Origin of the sequence: Kitasatospora sp. NPDC056783 (genome assembly GCF_042789895.1) — a bacterium.
Taxonomy (GTDB): Bacteria; Actinomycetota; Actinomycetes; order Streptomycetales; family Streptomycetaceae; genus Kitasatospora.
Genome location: NZ_JBHUAF010000572.1, coordinates 1 through 3,663 on the forward strand (window position 1 = coordinate 1; position 3,663 = coordinate 3,663).

At 73.4% G+C, this 3,663-nt stretch carries 4 protein-coding genes; 2 read left to right on the forward strand and 2 right to left on the reverse strand.

The genetic code is table 11. The features are described from left to right. Window positions 1–49 precede the first annotated feature (49 nt). Window positions 50–2,272 carry an NADP-dependent isocitrate dehydrogenase gene (locus tag ACFRMQ_RS39235; protein ID WP_380735677.1) on the reverse strand — a complete coding sequence of 741 codons (2,223 nt, stop codon included), beginning with the start codon at window positions 2,270–2,272 and terminating at the stop codon, window positions 50–52. A 355-nt stretch (window positions 2,273–2,627) separates the two neighbouring features. Here ACFRMQ_RS39235 and ACFRMQ_RS39240 point away from each other — a divergent pair, with 355 nt between their 5' ends. Continuing rightward, window positions 2,628–2,933 (forward strand): SAV_915 family protein, encoded by a 306-nt coding sequence (locus ACFRMQ_RS39240; RefSeq protein ID WP_380735678.1) that lies wholly within the window; start codon window positions 2,628–2,630, stop codon window positions 2,931–2,933. Beyond that, a complete protein-coding gene (locus tag ACFRMQ_RS39245) occupies window positions 2,930–3,256 on the forward strand; it encodes a hypothetical protein (protein WP_380735680.1) in 327 nt (108 codons plus the stop codon). The genes ACFRMQ_RS39240 and ACFRMQ_RS39245 overlap by 4 nt, the downstream gene beginning before the upstream one ends. Window positions 3,257–3,301: 45 nt before the next feature. Here the strand turns inward: ACFRMQ_RS39245 and ACFRMQ_RS39250 are convergent, their stop codons facing one another. After that, a complete protein-coding gene (locus ACFRMQ_RS39250) occupies window positions 3,302–3,562 on the reverse strand; it encodes a hypothetical protein (protein WP_380735681.1) in 261 nt (86 codons plus the stop codon). Window positions 3,563–3,663 lie beyond the last annotated feature (101 nt).

A 3,663-nucleotide genomic window follows, 5' to 3' on the forward strand; every position in this document is an offset into this window, starting at 1 on the left:
CCCCGGGTCCGAGGACCCGGGGCCTTCCGTCAGCTCAGCTCGGCCGGATTCAGCCGAGGTTGGCGAGCGCCTCGTTGAAGGTCTTCGACGGGCGCATCACGGCCGCGGCCTTGGCCGGGTCGGGCTGGTAGTAGCCACCGAGGTCGACCGGCGAACCCTGGACGGCGATCAGCTCGTCCACGATGACCGACTCCTGCTCGGTCAGCGCCGCGGCCAGGCCGGCGAAGGCCTGGGCCAGCTCGGCGTCGGCGGTCTGCCGGGCCAGCTCCTGGGCCCAGTACATGGCCAGGTAGAAGTGGCTGCCGCGGTTGTCGATGCCACCCAGGCGGCGGCTCGGCGACTTGTCCTCGTTGAGGAAGGTACCGGTGGCGCGGTCCAGGGTGTCGGCCAGCACCTTGGCGCGGGCGTTGTCGGTGCTGTCGGCCAGGTGCTCGAAGCTGGCGGCCAGCGCGAAGAACTCGCCCAGGCTGTCCCAGCGCAGGTAGTTCTCCTTGACCAGCTGCTGGACGTGCTTCGGGGCGGAGCCGCCGGCGCCGGTCTCGAACAGGCCGCCGCCCGCCATCAGCGGGACGACCGACAGCATCTTGGCGCTGGTGCCCAGCTCCAGGATCGGGAACAGGTCGGTCAGGTAGTCGCGCAGCACGTTGCCGGTCACCGAGATGGTGTCCTCGCCGCGGCGGATGCGCTCCAGCGAGAACTCGGTGGCCTCGACCGGGGACTTGATCTCGATCCGCAGGCCCTCGGTGTCGTGCTCCGGCAGGTACTGCTTGACCTTCTCGATCAGCACCGCGTCGTGGGCGCGGTGCTCGTCCAGCCAGAACACCGCCGGGACGCCGGTGGCGCGGGCGCGGGTGACGGCCAGCTTGACCCAGTCCTGGATCGGCGCGTCCTTGGTCTGGCAGGCGCGGAAGATGTCGCCCGGCTGGACGGCCTGCTCCAGCACCACGTTGCCCTCGGTGTCGACCAGGCGGACGGTGCCCGCCGCGGCGATCTCGAAGGTCTTGTCGTGCGAGCCGTACTCCTCGGCCGCCTGGGCCATCAGGCCGACGTTCGGCACCGAGCCGATGGTCGCCGGGTCGAGGGCGCCGTGGGCGCGGCAGTCGTCGATGACGGCCTGGTACACGCCGGCGTAGCTGTGGTCCGGCAGCACGGCGAGGGTGTCGGCCTCCTTGCCGTCCGGGCCCCACATGTGGCCGGAGGTGCGGATCATGGCCGGCATCGAGGCGTCGACGATGACGTCGCTCGGCACGTGCAGGTTGGTGATGCCCTTGTCGGAGTCGACCATGGCCAGGGCCGGGCCCTCGGCCAGCTCGGCCTCGAAGGAGGCCTTGATCTCGGCGCCCAGGTGCGGCACGTTGTCGAGGCCGGCCAGGATGCCGCCGAGGCCGTTGTTCGGGTTCAGACCGGCGGCGACCAGCGCCTCGCCGTACTTGGCGAAGGTCTTCGGGAAGAAGGCGCGGACCACGTGGCCGAAGATGATCGGGTCGGAGACCTTCATCATGGTGGCCTTGAGGTGCACCGAGAACAGCACGCCCTCGGCCTTGGCGCGGGCGACCTGCGCGGCCAGGAACTCGTTCAGGGCGGCGGCGCGCATCACCGAGGCGTCGACGACCTCGCCGGCCAGCACCGGCACCTTCTCGCGCAGCACGGTGGTGGTGCCGTCCTCGCCGAGCAGCTCGATGCGCAGCGCACCGGCGGCGGCGATCACGGCGGACTTCTCGGTGCTCGCGAAGTCGTTCTCGCCCATGGTGGCGACGTTGGTCTTGGAGTCGGCCGTCCAGGCGCCCATGCGGTGCGGGTGGGTCTTGGCGTAGTTCTTGACCGACAGCGGGGCGCGGCGGTCCGAGTTGCCCTCGCGCAGGACCGGGTTGACGGCGCTGCCCTTGACCTTGTCGTAGCGGGCGCGGACGTCCTTGTCCTCGTCGGTCTGCGGGTCGTCCGGGTAGTCCGGCAGGGCGTAGCCCTGGGCCTGGAGCTCGGCGACGGCGGCCTTGAGCTGCGGCACCGAGGCCGAGACGTTCGGCAGCTTGATGATGTTGGCGCCCGGGGTCTTGGCCAGCTCGCCCAGCTCGGCCAGGGCGTCGCCGATCCGCTGCGCCTCGGTCAGACGCTCCGGGAAGGTCGCGATGATCCGGCCGGCCAGGGAGATGTCGCGGGTCTCCACCCGCACGCCCGCCGTCGAGGCGTACGCCTGGACCACCGGCAGGAACGAGTAGGTCGCCAGGGCCGGAGCCTCGTCGGTGTGCGTATAGATGATGGTCGAGTCAGTCATCGGTACTCCGCTTCACGTCTCCAACGTCTTGACGTCAAGATATCTCGTCGCGGGCCCCGGCTCCACCTCCCCCCGTCCCGAAGCGCACCGCGGGCCGGCCGGAGGCGCTCACCCGGGCCCTCCGGGGCCTCCGCACGGGCCAACCTCCACGGTCGTCCGAGGAGGGACGGGAGGCAAACCGAGCGCCCCCGCGGAGTGGTGTAGTCCACTCGGGTGAGCCGAACGTCAGGAGTGCGTCAACGCACGACCCCATTCGGTCAACGCCGCGTCAGGAGCGGCGACGCCCGGGCCGAGCCGCCCTAGCGTCGAGGGAGTAGTTCCGGCAGGCACCACCACCCCACTCGGGAGCATCCGCATGGCCCGCGCCGTCTGGCACGTTCCGGTCACCACCTCCGGCACCGGAAGCACCACCGCACTCCGCCTGTTCCGCCTGCGCGACGGCCGCCGCTGCGCGGTCGGATTCTCCAGCCCCGAGGCCCTCGCCGCCCTCCTCGGGCCCCGGCAGGCCCACACCGAGATCGGCGAAGCCGCCCTCCGGGACCTCACCGCCCCGCTCGGGATCGACACCCTGGTGCTGGACCCCCGGCTGGTCGCCCCGCCCGTCGGCTCCCCCGCCGTGCCGACCGCCCCGGCCCCGACCGCACAGCTCCAGCACCGGTGACCGCCCCGCTACGGCTCGTCCCGGACGGCCCGGCTCCGCAGGGGCCGCCCGAGTCCGCCCGGGCCCTGCACGCGATCGCCCGGATCAGCCACGGCCCCGTCCCGCTCGACTTCGACCGCCTCGCGGCGGAGTTCCCGGCCGTCCGGAGCGGCCTGGCGCTGGCGGGCGAGGCGGACCTCGAACTGAGGCTCGCCTGCACCGGCCCCGAGGAGTTACGGACGATCACCGCCGCGCTGCACCGCGCGGGCGCCGCCAGGGTGCGCATCGACCTCGTGCTGCGCGCCCTCACCCCGGCACCGGTCACCCTGCGGCCGGTGCCGTGAGCGGCGCGACGGCGGGTCGAGGAGCCGGGGGCGGTCGGGCGGCGTTCAGTCCTCCTCCCCGGGGCGGGGATCCGGGTTGACCGCCTGGCCGTCGACGGGCTGGCCCCAGGCGTCGTCCCCGGCCGCGTCGGCGCAGTAGCCGCTGCCCTCGACGTGGCCGCCCGCGTCGCGGCACTGGTCGGCGGTGACGTCCCGGCGCCCGCCGGCCGCCGCCGGTCCGGCACCGGCGACCACGGCCCCGGCAGCGGCGAGCAGGAGGACGGCGGCGGTCGCGACGGCCACCCGGGCCGGGAGTGAGCGGTTCATGCGGACCACCCCAGCACGCCGCCGGGCCTGCGGCGACCTCACGTCGCCCGCCCGGGTGGCCGCCGCTCGCGCCACGCCCCGGGCCCGCCGCCGTCGCGGTG